This window comes from Kitasatospora sp. NPDC032150 (genome assembly GCF_055579945.1).
This window is the reverse complement of the sequence record NZ_JBVIMH010000012.1, coordinates 169,308-183,644: the sequence shown is the minus strand read 5'-3', so window position 1 is coordinate 183,644 and position 14,337 is coordinate 169,308. Positions and strand designations below refer to the sequence as shown.

General features: G+C 71.8%; 12 protein-coding genes and 1 pseudogene. 5 read left to right on the top strand and 8 right to left on the bottom strand.

Annotated elements, in window-relative coordinates; genetic code table 11:
* Positions 1-25: 25 nt before the first annotated feature.
* The 3 genes from ACZ5ON_RS16855 to ACZ5ON_RS16845 all read right to left on the bottom strand — a co-directional run bounded on the left by ACZ5ON_RS16855 (position 26) and on the right by ACZ5ON_RS16845 (position 4,985).
* On the bottom strand, positions 26-679 hold the full coding sequence (locus ACZ5ON_RS16855) for a helix-turn-helix transcriptional regulator (protein WP_465592274.1): 654 nt from the start codon (positions 677-679) through the stop codon (positions 26-28).
* Between the two features lie 87 nt (positions 680-766).
* On the bottom strand, positions 767-1,834 hold the full coding sequence (locus ACZ5ON_RS16850; protein ID WP_465592271.1) for an aldose epimerase family protein: 1,068 nt from the start codon (positions 1,832-1,834) through the stop codon (positions 767-769).
* 124 nt (positions 1,835-1,958) lie between these two features.
* Positions 1,959-4,985, bottom strand: coding sequence for an ATP-binding protein (locus ACZ5ON_RS16845; RefSeq protein ID WP_465592268.1), 3,027 nt, complete (start codon positions 4,983-4,985; stop codon positions 1,959-1,961).
* A 279-nt stretch (positions 4,986-5,264) separates the two neighbouring features.
* On the opposite strand from ACZ5ON_RS16845, the gene ACZ5ON_RS16840 reads away from it, so the two are divergent.
* The 3 genes and pseudogenes from ACZ5ON_RS16840 to ACZ5ON_RS16830 all read left to right on the top strand — a co-directional run bounded on the left by ACZ5ON_RS16840 (position 5,265) and on the right by ACZ5ON_RS16830 (position 8,967).
* Positions 5,265-6,215 carry a terpene synthase family protein gene (locus ACZ5ON_RS16840; RefSeq protein ID WP_465592265.1) on the top strand — a complete coding sequence of 317 codons (951 nt, stop codon included), beginning with the start codon at positions 5,265-5,267 and terminating at the stop codon, positions 6,213-6,215.
* A gap of 854 nt (positions 6,216-7,069) precedes the next feature.
* On the top strand, positions 7,070-8,593 hold the full coding sequence (gene exaC, locus ACZ5ON_RS16835) for an acetaldehyde dehydrogenase ExaC (RefSeq protein ID WP_465592262.1): 1,524 nt from the start codon (positions 7,070-7,072) through the stop codon (positions 8,591-8,593).
* Position 8,594: 1 nt separating this feature from the next.
* A pseudogene (locus tag ACZ5ON_RS16830) lies at positions 8,595-8,967 on the top strand (DUF779 domain-containing protein).
* A 59-nt stretch (positions 8,968-9,026) separates the two neighbouring features.
* Here the strand turns inward: ACZ5ON_RS16830 and ACZ5ON_RS16825 are convergent.
* Both ACZ5ON_RS16825 and ACZ5ON_RS16820 read right to left on the bottom strand, forming a co-directional pair.
* On the bottom strand, positions 9,027-9,152 hold the full coding sequence (locus ACZ5ON_RS16825; protein WP_465592259.1) for an SHOCT domain-containing protein: 126 nt from the start codon (positions 9,150-9,152) through the stop codon (positions 9,027-9,029).
* 79 nt (positions 9,153-9,231) lie between these two features.
* Positions 9,232-9,666: a DUF6325 family protein gene (locus ACZ5ON_RS16820; protein ID WP_344635752.1), complete on the bottom strand. Its 435-nt coding sequence runs from the start codon at positions 9,664-9,666 to the stop codon at positions 9,232-9,234.
* 176 nt (positions 9,667-9,842) lie between these two features.
* Here ACZ5ON_RS16820 and ACZ5ON_RS16815 point away from each other — a divergent pair, with 176 nt between their 5' ends.
* Complete coding sequence (locus ACZ5ON_RS16815) at positions 9,843-10,166, top strand: nuclear transport factor 2-like protein (RefSeq protein WP_465592256.1); 324 nt, start codon at positions 9,843-9,845, stop codon at positions 10,164-10,166.
* A 185-nt stretch (positions 10,167-10,351) separates the two neighbouring features.
* Here ACZ5ON_RS16815 and ACZ5ON_RS16810 read toward each other — a convergent pair whose 3' ends face one another.
* The 3 genes from ACZ5ON_RS16810 to ACZ5ON_RS16800 form a co-directional block, all read right to left on the bottom strand.
* On the bottom strand, positions 10,352-11,002 hold the full coding sequence (locus tag ACZ5ON_RS16810; protein ID WP_465592253.1) for a hypothetical protein: 651 nt from the start codon (positions 11,000-11,002) through the stop codon (positions 10,352-10,354).
* A gap of 38 nt (positions 11,003-11,040) precedes the next feature.
* On the bottom strand, positions 11,041-11,763 hold the full coding sequence (locus ACZ5ON_RS16805; protein ID WP_465592251.1) for a hypothetical protein: 723 nt from the start codon (positions 11,761-11,763) through the stop codon (positions 11,041-11,043).
* 684 nt (positions 11,764-12,447) lie between these two features.
* Positions 12,448-13,668: a serine hydrolase domain-containing protein gene (locus ACZ5ON_RS16800; protein WP_465592248.1), complete on the bottom strand. Its 1,221-nt coding sequence runs from the start codon at positions 13,666-13,668 to the stop codon at positions 12,448-12,450.
* A 109-nt stretch (positions 13,669-13,777) separates the two neighbouring features.
* Here ACZ5ON_RS16800 and ACZ5ON_RS16795 point away from each other — a divergent pair, with 109 nt between their 5' ends.
* A complete protein-coding gene (locus ACZ5ON_RS16795) occupies positions 13,778-14,296 on the top strand; it encodes an NUDIX hydrolase (protein ID WP_465592245.1) in 519 nt (172 codons plus the stop codon).
* Positions 14,297-14,337 lie beyond the last annotated feature (41 nt).

Sequence of the window (14,337 nt, the reverse complement as noted above, 5' to 3'; positions counted from 1 at the left end):
ACCCCGCGGAGGCCGCCGACTCGGCTCAGTTCCCGCGACGGCCGATCGAGATGCTGCAGACATGAGGGCCGACGAAGGGCTGCAGCCGCAGCGTGCCCGGCTGTCCGGCACGCTCCGCCATCGCGTCCAGCAGGCCCTGGTGCACCGAGCACACCACCTCGGGGTTGCGCTCCGCGTTGTGCTGGAACGGGCAGCCGTGCAACAGCACCTCACCGCCGCCCGCGTCGCCGTCCGTGCGAAGTTCCGGCTCGAAGCCCCAGCCGTCGGCGGCCGCCATCACCTGCTCGGTGAGCGAGCCGTCCGCCCCCTGCTCGGTGGCGCCCCACAGTCGGCCGGCCTCCCCGGCCCGCTGCGCCCGCTCACCCCTGCTGTCGCCGAGGCCCAGTGCCAGCACGTCCACCAGCGTCCGGTAGGCGGCCAGCTGCTCGCGTACGGGAGCAGCCGCGTACAGCAGCCGGGGCCGGCCGCGGCCGCCCGTCGGCTCCTCCTGACGCACCTCGACCAGACCCGCCTGCACCAGTGCGGTCAGGTGGTGGCGGACGGTGGTGATGTGCTGCCCGACCAGTTCGGCCAGCTGCCGGTTGTCCAGTGGCTCGGCCGCGTCGGTCAGTGCCGCCAGCAGCGCCCGCCGCGCGGGCACCGCTAGGGCCTTGTGCACACCGGGGTCCGAGCTCTCCATTCACCCAATACTACGGTCGGACGTGCGAAGCCCCGGGAAACCGCCCGCCCCGGCGCCGCGGTCCCACGCCCCACCTGTGCGGTCCGGCTACCCGCTCACGCCCAGGCGCAGCACCGTGGTCGAGCGGAACTCCTCCCCCGGCCGCAGCTCGGTGGACGGGTAAGAGGGCTGGTGCGGGGAGTCCGGGTGGTGCTGGGCCTCCAGGGCGACACCCGCGTACGGACCGTACGGGACGCCGCTCGGACCGGTGACCGCGCCGTGGAAGGTGTTGGCGGTGAAGACCTGGATGCCCGGTTCGGTGGTGAGCACCTCCAGGGTGCGGCCGCTGACCGGGTCCTCCAGAAACGCCGCACGGGCCGGCGTGCCGTCCGCGGGGCGGGGCCTGAGCACCCAGTTGTGGTCGTAGCCGCCCGCCCGCAGCTGCGGGTGCTCGTCGTGGATGTCCTTGCCGATCGGCCGGGGCGAGGTGAAGTCGAACGGCGTTCCGGCGACGGGCTCGTACGGGCCGTAGGGAACCAGCCGGTCGTCGACCGGGGTGTACTGGTCGGCCTCCAGGGTGAGCAGATGGCCGAGGATGTCGCCGTTGCCCTCGCCGGAGAGGTTGAAGTAGGCGTGGTTGGTGAGGTTGACGACGGTGGGGCGGTTGGTGGTGGCCCGGTAGTCGATGGTGAGGGTGTCACCGTCGAGGGTGTAGCCGACCCAGACCTCCAGCGCGCCGGGGAAGCCCTGGTCCCCGTCGGCGCTGTGCAGATGGAGCCGGACTCCGTCGGGTACCTCCTCGGCCGTCCAGATCCGGTGGGCGAAGCCGTCGGGGCCGCCGTGCAGGGTGACACCGCCGCCGGTGGAGGCGAGTTGGTGCTCCTCGCCGTCGATGGTGATCCGGCTGTCGGCGATGCGGTTGGCGTAGCGCCCGACGACGCTGCCGTAGGTGCGCGCGGGACCGAGGAGCGCGCCGAGGTCCTCCGTGCTGAGCAGGAGCTGCGCATCGGCGCCGGCCCGGTCGGGTGCGGTGAGGGTGTGCAGGGTCGCCCCCAGGGTGAGCACGCTGGCTGTGATCGGGCCGCTGCGCAGCGTCCAGCGCTCGATCGCGGCTCCGGCGCCGCTGGCGGCGAACGGCGCCCGGCTGACCTCGGTCGTCCCGGCCGACCCCGTCATGACTCGCTCCTCCCGACGACCCTTCGCCCGACGGCCGCCCCTGCTTGGGGATCTGTACGCTCGCCAGGTTAGCCCCGGCCTCCGTGCCCGGATCGGCTGCGACCCTCCCGCACCCGATGGTTCATCAGTCTTCCTTTTCCGGTTGCCCCTCCGCCGATCCCGGCTCGCCGTCCGGCTCCGGCCCCGCGGTCAGCCCGAGCGCCGCCGCCAGACCCTCCGGGCCGCTGCCTGCCTTGCGGTGCACGGCGGCCAGCCGTCGGTGCACCAGGCTGAGCGGGAGGTCCAGCCGTTCGGCGATCCGCTGCGGCGGGACGCCCCGGACGGCCAACCTGGCGACGTCCCACTCGGGCTCGCTGAGGCCCTCCTTGCTCAGGGTGCGCAGGCGGTTGGGACGCAGCACCGAGGTGGCCAGTTCGGTCCTGGCCCGGTCGACCAGGCCGTCGGCGCCGCAGGTCTGGGCCAGCTCCATGCCCTGGTACAGGTACTCGGCGGCGTCGGTGAGCTGTCCGACCCTGCGCAGCGAGGCGCCCAAGTCCACCAGGGCGCAGGCGAGTTCGAAGCCGGCCGGGGACTGCGAGAGCCAGCGGACGGCCTGTTCGAGCAGGTCCACGGCGCGCTGGCCGTCCCAGAGTTCGGCCTGCATCCGCAGCGCGGTGCCGATCGCGGACGCCGAGCCGAAGCCCCTGGCCAGCACGACGGCCTCGGCGGCCAGCTTGCGCGCCCGGTCGGGCTCGGTGGGGAAGAGTGCCTGGGCGAGGTGTCCGACCCAGGGCGCCCAGATCGTGTTGCGCCAGCCCCGCCTGGTGAGCTGCTCACCGACCTCCTCGAAGACCTCGGCCGCGGCGGCGTGCTCGCCGATGGCCAGCAGCAGCTTGCCGTAGAGGGTGGGCGCGTCGGGCAGCACCATAGCGGTGGGGTGGTACGGCGGTCCGAATCGGTACTTCTGGGCCAGCTCCCAGGCCTCGTCGACGCGGCCCCGGGCGAGCAGGGTGTCGGCCAGCACGCCGACGATGTCCCACTGCAGCGGGATGTCCGGGGCGACCCGCTCGGAGATCCGCAGGCCCTGGCGCAGATAGTCCTCGGCCTCCATCAGGAAGCCGCGCCGGAACCGGGTGAGACCCATCAGGAAGTACCCGAAGCCCTTGTGCGCGCCGCTCCAGCCGGCCATCTCGAAGCCGAGCACGGCATCGGAGAACAGCTTCTCGGCGCGGGCGAGCTGGTCGGTGTAGGTGTAGGTCAGGCCGATCAGCGCGGGCAGTTCGAAGCCCCAGGTGGTGTTGGTCCAGCCGATCTCCTTGGGCAGCCGGCCGTTCTCCAGGGCCTTGTCGGCCAGGTCGATCGCCTCGGCCACGGGCCTGCCGCGCAGGGTGAGGTCCCAGGCGCGCATCACCCGGATCACCCGTTCGGGGACGGTGCTGCCGGTCAGGGTGGCGGTCAGCTCCTTCAGCCTGCGGGAGCGGCCAGGACCGTCCTCCTCGTCGCGCCGCCACGCCACCCACATGTAGTGCAGGGCCTGGAGCCGCAGCCTGCCGGGCCCGGGCTCGGTGTTCTCGGCCTCGCGGCGGCAGACCTCGGCGGCCTCGACCAGCTCTCCCGCGTGCGCGAGCACCTCGGAGAGCCGGAAGGTGGCGTCCACCCGGAAGTCGGGACGGAGCCCCGGCTTGAGCGACAGCGCCAGCTTCAGCTGGTTGACGGTGGTCTTCGGGTCGGTGAGCAGTGCGGCGCAGCCCGCCTCGTACAGCACCTCGGCCCGGTCGTCGTCGTCCGGCGGCTCGTCCAGGGCGCGGGCCAGACAGCGCTGGGCGGCCTCGGGCGCACCGATCGCCAGGTGCTCGGCGGCGGCGGCGCGCAGCTTGCGGACCATCCGGTCGTCGCCCTCGGGGTGGGTCTCCAGCAGGTGGCGGGAGGCTTCCAGCAGGGAGCCGCCGTTGTTCTCGATGATGGTGGCGGCCATCCCGTGCATCCCGGTGCGGGTGCCGGCCGGCATGGACTGGTAGATCGAGGTGGCGATCAGCGGGTGGACGAACTCCAGCCGGCCGTTGGGCGTGCTGGTGAGGATCCGGTGCTTGCGCAGCTGGCGGACTGACTCGTCGGCCTCGGCCGCGCCCTGGGCCGAGATGCTGGCCGCGAAGCTCTGCTTGATGTCGGTGCCGAGCAGGGCCGCGGCCCAGGCGAACCGCAGGGTGCTCGGGCCGAGCTTGGCCAGCCAGTGCTGGAGCGTCATGCCCTTGGCGGCGGCTGCCAGGTCGCGCAGCTGCGGGCTGTTGGCCTCGATCGGATCGAGGCACTGGTCGCGGACCTCACGCAGCAGCGCGGTGGTGTCGTACGGGTTGCCCGCGGTGACGGCCCAGACCTGGCGGCAGAACGCGTCCTCGGCCTCCTCGCCGAGGACAGCGCGGACCAGCCGGGCGACGGACGCGGGGTTGAGCGGGCGTAGTTCGTGGCAGCGGGCGGCCTGCTCCTGGATCTGCTGCTGGAGGGCCTGGGCCTCCTCCTGGAACTCGTCGCGGTAGGCGAAGACCAGCAGGACGGGCAGGTGGCGGGTGCGGGCCGCGAAGGAGGCCAGCCAGCCGAGCGACTCCTGGTCGGCCCAGTGCAGGTCGTCCACCACCATCACCAACGGCGCACGGCGCGGCGCGAGTTGGCTGAGCAGGTAGTCCAGGCCGTCCTGCACGCCCTGCGGGTCGAGCCGCTCGACCTCGTCGGAGGGCGGGACCAGGCCGATGGCCGGGCCGACGATGCCATACCAGGCGCCGAAGACCTCGGCCAGCTCGTCCTTGTCGAGCGTGCCCAGCACCGGGAGCAGCAACTGCCGCAGTACGTGGAAGGGTTCCGTGGTCTGCCGCTCGCCGCCGCGGCCGGAGAGCACGGTGCAGCCCTCGCGCAGCCCGGCCAGACGGCGGACCTGGTCCAGGACGCTGGTCTTGCCGCCGCCGGCCGGGGCGGAGAAGACCAGCAGCTCGCCGATCTCGGTGCCGCCGGCCGCGAAGCGGCGGCAGAGCCGGTCCAACGCCTGCTCGGCGGAACGGAGTTCGGCCTCGCGTTCGTGCAGTGTCTGCGGCTCCGCGACACCGGACGCCGCGGTACCGATCGGCGGGACACCTCCTTCCGACCCAGCCTCGCCCGCTGGTCCGTGCTGCTGTTCGGCCACCGCTGCCCCTCCGCGTCACCTGATGGTCTGTCCGCTGCCGAGACTATCCCCGCAAACCTCCGAGTGTGGTCCGTTCCCGCAGGCTGCGGTGGTCCTACGGGGTTTGGAGCCCTCATCGGGGGCAAATGCCCTGTTATCTCTAACACCTGATGATCAGATCGACTACTGTTCCGCCCGGCAATGGCAATTGATCAGCGCTATTCGACCACCGCAAGCAGGAGTTCAGCACAGGTCCGGCAGCACACAGCACCACTGTTCCCCAGCAGCACCGGGAGTCCGATGTCCGACGACACCTTTCTTGAGCTTCCGTTCACCCATCGCCGCAACCCCCACCAGACCGAGGCCGCCGACCGCCACCTCGATTGGCTCCGACGCCACCGAGAGCTGGCCACCGTCGTCAGCGAGCCGACCTACACCGGCTGGGACATCGCCGAACTCGCCTCCCTGGTCTACCCCGAGAGCGCCGCCGAGGACCTGGCGCTCGCCGCCGACCTCATGGGGTTCTACTTCCTGTTCGACGACCAGTTCGACGGCCCGCTCGGTCGCCGCCCCGACCAGGTCGCCCTGGTCTGCGAGCGCCTCACCGCCATCGCGTACGGCGCCCACCCGGCCGGCACCTCGCCCGCCGAGCGTGCCTTCGCCGACCTGTGGCGGCGCATCAGTCGCGGCATGTCGGACCGCTGGAAGGCGCGCGCCGCCTACAACTGGGAGTTCTACTTCGCCTGCCATCCCGCCGAGGCCGCCAGCCGGAACATCGGACAGCCGCCGGACCGGCAGAGCTATCTGACCCTCAGACGCGGGACCGCCGCGATGGAGAGCATCTTCGACATGATCGAGCGGCTCGGCCGCTTCGAGGTGCCCCAGCAGGTGATGCATCACCCGCTGCTCCGGCAGATGCGCCAACTAGCCGCCGACATACCGTCGTTCACCAACGATGTGCGCTCCTACGCACAGGAGGCCAGGCGCGGCGACGTCGCCAACCTGGTGATGATCGTCCAACGGGACCGCAGCTGCTCCGCCGAGGAGGCCTGCGCGGTGGTCTGGGACGAGGCCCAGCGGATGGCCGACCGGTTCTGCGGCCTCCGGGACGAGCTCGCCGACCTCTGCCGCTGGATGGCGCTGGACGAGGCGCAGCAGCGGGCCGCGCGGCGCTACGCCGACGGGATGGCGTTCTGGATCGCGGGCTACCTCCGCTGGGAGTCCCGCACCCTCCGTTACCACCACGACTGAGCCGGACGCCCCGGATCCGCAGCGGGGTGCCCCGCGCGCCCCCGAGCCGAACGGGGGTCCCCCCGGCCGGAGGCTGGGGGATGGGTCCCCCGGCCGGAGGCGGGCAACGAGGGCGAGTGTCGGCTCCGTCGATCGACGGAGCCGGCGCGGGGCACGCCCGGAGACGATCGGGCCAGGAGCAACGGGGCACCGCGCGGCCGGCCCACCCCGGCCCGTGGCGCATGTCGCGGACACCCCTCGCACCTGCCGCTCCGACGACGGCATCGGGCGCGCAACTCCCGCTGCACGCCCCCTCTTTGATCAAGTGCGCGCCATGGCGGACCGAGCCGAGCGCGGCTAGGGTGCAGTGCGAGGACACCCCACCCCGGCGACCGAGCGTTCTCCGAGCACGTTCCCGACCGTCCGCACGCGCCCGCGAACCGGGCCCGTGCGCCGTCCCGCCGCCCCCCGGACGGCAACCCGACGAAGCGAGGAGCACTACCAGTTGACCTCCTCCCCCTCGCGAACAAGGGGGCTTCCAACCCTCGCGGGTCGGGCCTTCTGCTTCACGGCCGACAGCCGACCTGGAGTTACCGGCGGAGGGACGGCGCACCGCCCATCGGCCTTACATCAGCTCCACAGACCTGACTTCCAGCCAGCCCGGCGGTAGGCCCGGCCGGCTCGGTTGCCGCTCACGGGGCACCACAAAGCCTACCATCCGTTCAATGCCACTAACTGTCAGTAGCGAGACGGCGGTCCGCCTTGACGGCGAAACGCCGCTTCCCGACCTGCTGCGCAGGAGGCCCGATCCTTCCCCCGCCAGCGGGGGCGCCCCCACCCCCGGCTGAAGCCGGGGGTTTCCTCGGAGGTATCAGATGACCGTGTACCAGCCCCCCGGCCGGCCCGGCAGCATCGTCCGTTACCACCCCCGCTACGAGCACTGGATCGGCGGCGCCTGGACGCCGCCCGTTCGCGGCCAGTACTTCGAGAACCCCACGCCGGTGACCGGGCAGCCGTTCACCGAGATCGCCCGGGGCACCGCCGAGGACATCGAGGCGGCCCTGGACGCGGCGCACGCCGCCGCACCCGCCTGGGGCCGCACCGCCCCGGCCGAGCGGGCCGGGCTGCTGCTGCGGATCGCCGACCGGATGGAGCAGCACCTGGAGGAGCTGGCGGTCGCCGAGAGCTGGGAGAACGGCAAGCCGGTCCGCGAGACCCTGGCCGCCGACCTGCCACTGGCCGTCGACCACCTGCGCTACTTCGCCGGTGCGCTGCGCGCCCAAGAGGGCGGCCTCTCGCAGCTCGACGAGGACACCGTCGCGTACCACTTCCACGAACCGCTGGGCGTGGTCGGCCAGATCATCCCGTGGAACTTCCCGCTGCTGATGGCGATGTGGAAGCTGGCCCCGGCGCTGGCGGCGGGCAACGCCGTGGTGCTCAAGCCCGCCGAGCAGACCCCGGCCTCGATCATGCTGCTGATGGAGCTGATCGCCGACCTGGTGCCGCCGGGCGTGATCAACGTGGTGAACGGCTTCGGCGTCGAGGCGGGCAAGCCGCTGGCCTCCAGCTCGCGGATCCGGAAGATCTCCTTCACCGGCGAGACCACCACCGGCCGCCTGATCATGCAGTACGCCAGCGGCAACCTGATCCCGGTCAGCCTGGAGCTGGGCGGCAAGAGCCCCAACCTCTTCTTCGCCGACGTCGCCGACCGGCGCGACGCCTTCTACGACAAGGCACTTGAGGGCTTCGCCATGTTCGCCCTCAACCAGGGCGAGGTGTGCACCTGTCCGAGCCGGGCGCTGATCCAGTCGTCGATCTACGACTCCTTCCTCGGCGACGGCCTGGAGCGGGTCCGCGCGATGCGCCAGGGCAACCCGCTGGACACCGAGACCATGGTCGGCGCCCAGGCCAGCAACGACCAGTTGGAGAAGATCCTCTCCTACATCGACATCGGCCAGGCCGAAGGCGCCAAGGTGCTGGCCGGCGGCGAGCGGGTGGACCTCGGCGGTGAACTGTCCGGCGGCTACTACGTCGCCCCGACCGTCTTCGCGGGCACCAACGACATGCGGATCTTCCAGGAGGAGATCTTTGGCCCGGTCGTCGCGGTCACCCGCTTCGAGGACTTCGCAGAGGCCGTCGACATCGCCAACGACACCCTGTACGGGCTCGGCGCGGGCGTCTGGAGCCGCGACGGCTCGACCGCTTACCGGGCAGGACGGGCCATCCAGGCCGGCCGGGTGTGGACCAACTGCTACCACCACTACCCCGCTCACGCCGCGTTCGGCGGCTACAAGAACTCCGGCATCGGCCGCGAGACCCACAAGGTGTTGCTCGAGCACTACCAGCAGACCAAGAACCTGCTGGTCAGTTACAGCGGACAGGCGCAGGGATTCTTCTAGGATGCGCCCCTCCCAGGTCTCGGTGACCCCGCAGGCCGCCGAGCTGCTGCGGCAGCTCGACGGCGAGCACGGACCGCTGATGTTCCACCAGTCCGGCGGCTGCTGCGACGGCTCGGCACCGATGTGTTACCCGGCCGGAGAGCTGCACGTCTCACCGGAGACCGACCAGCTGCTCGGCGAGCTCGAGGTGGCTGGACCCGATCCCGGTCTGGATGGCCAGGGACCAGTACGCGTACTGGTCGCACACCCACCTCACCATCGACGTGGTGCCCGGCCGGGGTAGCGGGTTCTCCCTGGAGGCACCCACCGGCCTTCGCTTCCTGACCCGCTCCCGCCTCCTCACCGACGAGGAGTCCGCGGCCCTGGGACGCTAGCCCGGGGCCGCGGGCCCCGCGCGGCCGTCCGCACACACGGCACCGCACCCCCGGGCGGCTCACCCCGCCAGGAGCCTCGCCTTCACCACCGCGAACTCCTCCGGGGTGAGCACCCCTCGCTCCACCAGCCTGCCGAGCTCGCCCAGGGCCTGTCCGGCCAGGTCGCCACCGCCAGGAGGCGGCATCAACGGAGTCCCCGCCGGCCGGGCGGCCCCCAGCGCACGGACCGAACGCACCGGATACGGCGCACGGACCATCACACCCTCACTTCCCGGCCGCGGCACGGGCCTTGGCCACGCGCACGGCCTCCTCGATGTTCTCCGGCGGAATCCGCACACCCGAGGCGATCCGTCCGCCGACCCCGCGCAGCGCGTCCGCCGCGGCCTGTGCCCACACGTGCTCGATCAGCACCAGCAGCGCCACCGTGCCGGGTTCCAGCAGTCCGGCGGCCTCCTGAGCGTCCTCGGGACCGATCAGCGGAAGCACCTGTGCGTGACCGCCGCCCCCGACGACGCCCCTGAGGTGTTCGAAGTCGGCGAGCTCCCCGTAGCTGGCCTCGCCGTCGGGGTGCCGGGTGACGACCAGTGAGTCGATCACCCGGATGTCACCGCCGGTCCGCAGCTTGCACAGGGCCGACGCCGCCTCGACGGTGATGGTCTCCTGCGGGAACGTCAGGACGAGCAGTTCGGCCGGCCCCATCCGAGGCTCCCTTCCGGTCGGAATTGCCCCATATCGGGATCTAAGCACACCGCCACGCCGATTCACCGGAGGCGTCGGCCACCCCCGAACGACACCCTCGACGGAGAGTGCGCAGTCCGCCACATTGTGCGACAGTGCTGCCGACCCATCCACCCCATGATCCGAGGATCAGTCAGATGACCATCGCCGTAGCCAAACTGTCCGACCCAACCGTCCGCGCCGCGGTCACCGCGATCAACGCCAACGACCGCAAGGCCTTCCTGGCCCTGCTGGCCGAGGACGCGACGATGTCCGACGACGGCTCGGACCGAGACCTGCTGCCGTGGCTCGACCGGGAGATCTTCTCCTCCCACGGCCACATGGAGGTCCAGACCGAGTCCGACGGCGGCCGCGCGCTGATCGCCAACTTCACCAACGAGACCTGGGGCGAGATGCGCACCGCCTGGCGGTTCATGGTCAGCGACGGCAGGATCAGCCGCTTCGAGACCGGCCAGGCCTGACCTTCCGACCGGCCGGCGCATCCCCGTTCCAGGCCCTGACCGTAAGCGACCTCACACCTCGCGGTCCCACCTCGTGAACCGCCCACCGCGCCTTCCCGCACCGGACACCGTCGAGGCCGACCCCCGCAGTGCGGGGGTCGGCCTCGACGGTGCTGTTCCTCACAGGGCCGTGCGGTGCGCTCCTGTCACCAGCGGCCGCCGTGCTGCCACCTGGGCCCGGGAGCCGGCGCGGTGGACGTGGTCGACGTGGTCGACGTGGTCGAGGTCGTCGAGGCGGTCGACGCGGTCGAGGTGGACGACGTGGTACCGGTGCCCGTGATCTTGTTGTAGCGGAGCGGCGTGTAGTAGCTGGTCGGCCAGCCGGCCAGCGAGCTGGCGTTGATGTTGCCCTGGTACTCGCTGGTGCGCACGCTGGGGTTCTGCTCGGAGTAGTAGTTGAAGGTTCCGGCCGACTGGTTGGTCCAGTTGCCGAAGAGGATCACGTGATCGGCCGTGTAGTCGAGGGCGTCGCCGCTCTGGAGCTGGGAGATGGCGATCTTGGTGGCGACGTTCGGGAGGGTGGAGGTGACCATGCTGGAGCCGAGGTGCCAGGCCATGGAGATGAAGCCTGAGCAGTCCTCGCGATAGGTGCCGTTGGCGTCGGTGTGGCTGGCGCCCTGGTTGTAGGGCACACCCTCGGTGACCCAGCTCTTCGCCCGCTGGATCACCTCGTCGCGCGAGATGCTGCCGCCGACTGACGAGGCGGCGTGCGCCGGAGCGGCGATGGCGACGGAGGCGGCACCGGCTCCGATGAGACCGGCGAGGCAGCGGCGAAGGAACGGTCCGTACTTGGGCATGGGAGTCTCCGTGGATGTGCTGGTGGCAGGCGTGCGGCTCAGCCGAGCTGCTGGGCGACCGAGGTGAGCAGGTCGCCGTCTGATCGGGTGCTGTAGGGGGCGGCGTGGATGCCGGCCCACTCGTCGTAGTGGACGACCGCAAGGCGGATGCCCTGCAGGACGGCGTACAAGTGGTCGGTCTGCGGACCTGCCGCGGACAGGCCCTCGACACCCGTCCACTGACGCGACCAGGAGGTGCCCCGGTCGGTCACGGCGGTCTTGGCGACCTGTGCGTCGGCGAGGCCGAGGGCCTTGGCCTGAACGGCGCGTGACTGGTTCTGGCACCCGTCCATCTGCGCGAGCAGGCCCTGGTAGGCGGCCTGCGCAGCAGCGGCGTCCCGGAAGGTGAACAGGTCCTGCTCCGCCGGAGTGCGGTGGACGCCGACGTAGCCCTGCTGCCACCAGGTGGCGGCACCGGACACGGACGCGCACTCGTTGAGCTGGATGTCACCGGTCACGGCCTGGACGCGGGGCTGGGAGAGCGGCTGCCAGCCTTCGGCGACGTCGTTGGGCAGTTGCTCCGCCGAGAGTCGCGCCGCGGCCGTGGACCCGGGCTGTCCGACGGCGGACACCGTCGAGGCACTGCCCGCCGGGACGGCGGACAGCTGGCCGGTGGTGCCACCGCAGCCGGTGGCGACCAGGGCGGCCAGTACGCCGAGCGCCCCGAGGGCGGCCGCGCGGACAGGTGGGGCGAGGGACGGTGGACGGGTCGAGGCAGGCATCGAGAGCTTTCTGGCAAAGGCCTCCGGGTCGCTGGGCGGACACGGCGGGACGGGCAGGATGGAACTGGGCAGGAGGGTTCCGGGACGGGTCCTCGTTTGGGCCCGGCGCGCGTCAGGCGACACAGCTACCACGGAGGCGATCGAACGATCTGGCCTGCAGCGCAGTGGCTGGCTTGGGAAGCGAGGCGGCGCCGGGTGACCGGATTTTTCCCCGACGCTTCGCATACTGTCTATGGCCGCCGTCACACCGGGAATAAAGACCGACCGGCAATAGGGCACGCGACGCCGCGGGCCCTATTGCCGGTCGGTCTAACTCGCGGAACCGCCCCCGCCCGGCCGTCGCGGCGGTCGCCGCACGTGGATCACCGAGACCGCAGGCCGCGACTCAGCCCCCGTGGCCGTGAGGGCCGGGACACCGACCGGGCTTGCGAGAGGGACGGCCGCTGCGGACGCCTGGCGGGCAACACGGGAGACCGGCGGTACCGGAGGCTCCACCGCCTCGGCTCCACACCGTCCGGGTCCGACTGCCGCTGCCCCGACCGAGGCCGACCGCCTCAGTCGGCCGCTTCGATCACCGGTCTCGACCCCGCGCCCCAGACCGGCTGTCCGCCCGCGCCGCTACGGTGCATTGACTGACACGCCATCAGATCAGCGTGGTTGACCGCCAGTCACCAGGCCCCACGGTCACCCGCCGAGGCACTTCAGCACTGCCTTGATCAGCGTCTTCGACCGGATGTCACCCGTGACCCCGGGCTGCATCCCGTTGGTGACGTAGCCGAACCCGATCCCGAGCTCGGGATCCGCGAAGCCCAACGAGCCGCCGCGCCCTGGATGGCCGAACGCGGCCGGGGAGGACATCGGCGAGGTCGCGCTGTGCCGGAAGAAGCCCAGGCCGAAGGTGGTCTTGATGATCAGCACCCGGTCCGGACCGCTGACCGCCGGCCCCATCGCCTCGTCCAGCAGTTCGGCGCTGAGCAGCGGTGGCAGCAGCTCTCCGGGCGTGCCGCCGTGCCGGTCCGCCGCCCCGATCAGCGCCGCGTAGAACCGGGCCACCGACCGCGCGGTGCCGATCCCGCCCGCGCCGGGGATCTCCACCGCCTGCACCGCCGGGTCGTTGAAGTCGACCGTCGGGCGCACCGAGGAGAAGGCGCGGGCGGTGAGCGAGTGCGGGTCCCGGTAGGCGTCCACCACGGACTGCTTGGGCCGCATCCTGAGCCCGGCCGGACCGCTGTGCGCCGCCGGGGGCGCCGGCAGGTCCACCAGCCGTCCGACCCTGGGGCTCGCCCCGGCCGGGAGGCCGATCCACAGGTCCAGGCCGAGCGGCCGGGCGATCTCCTCGGCGAAGTACTGGCCGACCGAGCGCCCGCTCGCCCGCCGGATCACCTCGCCGACCAGCCAGCCGAAGGTGAAGGGGTGGTAGCCGTGCGCGGTCCCCGGCTCCCAGGCGGGTGCCTGGGCGGCGACCGCGGCGGCGGCGGGCTCCCAGGCAATCACGTCCTCGACCCGCAGCGGGGTGTCCAGGGCGGGCAGGCCGGCCTGGTGCGAGAGCAGCCAGCGCACCGGCACCCGTTCCTTGCCCTCGGCCTTGAACTCCGGCCAGTACGAGGCGACCGGCGCGTCCAGGTCGAGCTTGCCCTGCTGGACCAGGTGCAGCGCGGTGGCCGCCGTCAGCCCCTTGGTGACCGAGCGCAGCACCTGCACCGTGTCCGCCGTCCAGGGCACGGCCGGGGCCGGGATCTCGCCGACCTCGGGGCGGGCGTCGCCTCCCCACAGGTCGACCACCTTGCGGCCGTCGACGTAGAGCGCGAAGGCCGCGCCGAGTTCGCCATGCTCGCGGAAGTTCTGCGCGAACGCCTCCCGGACCGGCTCGAAGCCCTTCGCCGCCTCGCCCCAGATCTCGACCACCGCGCGTCACCTTCTCGCTCGTACGTCTCCCTTCCGAACGATAGTCGGATCATCGAAACCTCGCCGAGCCGGTGTCAGGCGGCTCCCGGCCCCCACTACCGTGAGCGGCATGACGAACCCTGCCGAAGAAGTGCTCGACGTGGTGGACGCCCAGGACCACGTCATCGGAACCGCCACCCGCGCCGAGGTGTACCGCGAGGGGTTGACGCACCGTTGCGTCTTCATCCTCGTCCGTGACCCGCAGGGCCGGATCTTCACCCACCGCAGGACCGACACCAAGCTCTTCGCCCCCGGCGCCTACGACTGCTTCGTCGGCGGCGTGGTCGGCAGCGGCGAGACCTACGCGGGTGCCGCCGTACGGGAGGCGGAGGAAGAACTGGGGGTGAGCGGCATCAGGCCGGTACCGCTGTTCAAGTTCCTCTTCCAGGCCGAACCCCGGCTCTCCTGGTGGTGCGACATGTACGAGGCCCGCTGGGACGGCCCGGTCTCCCCCCAGGCCGAGGAGGTCGCCTGGCACGGCTGGCTCACCGAGGACGAGCTCGCAAAACGGCTCGCCGGCGGCGGCTGGGACTTCGTCCCGGACGGCCGCGAGGCCTACCACCGCTACCTGGAGTACCGCTCCGCCTGAGCCCCGGCAGCCGGTGGGGCGGCCGGTCCGGCGCTACGGAC